Here is an 810-nt window from a genome sequence, read left to right as displayed (position 1 = left end):
CGGTGACTCGACGTACAGCACGATCGCGGCGCGTGAGTTCAACATGATCACGGCCGAGAACGAGATGAAGCCGGACGCGACGGAGCCCCAGCGGGGCCAGTTCAACTTCAACTCCGGTGACCAGATCTACAACTGGGCCACCCAGCGTGGCCTGAAGGTCCGCGGTCACACCCTGGCCTGGCACGCCCAGCAGCCCGGCTGGATGCAGAGCCTGTCCGGCAGCAGCCTGCGCCAGGCCATGATCGACCACATCAACGGCGTGATGGCCCACTACAAGGGCAAGCTCGCCGCCTGGGACGTGGTCAACGAGGCGTTCAACGAGGACGGCAGCCGCCGCTCCTCCAACCTGCAGGGCACCGGCAACGACTGGATCGAGGTCGCCTTCCGCACCGCCCGCAACGCCGACCCCTCGGTCAAGCTCTGCTACAACGACTACAACATCGAAAACTGGTCCTACGCCAAGACCCAGGGCGTCTACCGCATGATCCAGGACTTCAAGTCCCGCGGCGTGCCCATCGACTGCGTCGGCCTGCAGACCCACTTCACCGGCGGCAGCTCCCTGCCCAGCAACTTCCAGACCACCCTGTCCAGCTTCGCCGCCCTCGGCGTCGACGTCGCCCTCACCGAGGTCGACGTCACCAACTCCTCCACCACCCAGTACGCCGGCCTCACCCAGGCCTGCATCAACGTGCCCCGCTGCATCGGCATCACCGTCTGGGGCGTCCGCGACAGCGACTCCTGGCGCTCAGGTGAGAGCCCGCTGCTCTTCGACGGCGGCGGCAACAAGAAGGCCGCCTACAACTCCGTCCT

Annotated in this window: 1 protein-coding gene; it reads left to right on the top strand. The window is 66.3% G+C overall.

Translation table 11 applies throughout. The features are described 5' to 3' along the window. Positions 1 to 810: glycoside hydrolase family 10 protein (locus LQ51_RS09575; protein ID WP_046564363.1), on the top strand; the 810-nt coding region annotated here is incomplete at both ends.

The sequence above is a fragment of the Micromonospora sp. HK10 genome (assembly GCF_000982955.1).
Lineage (GTDB): Bacteria > Actinomycetota > Actinomycetes > Mycobacteriales > Micromonosporaceae > Micromonospora.
This window is presented reverse-complemented; position numbering and strand designations above follow the sequence as displayed.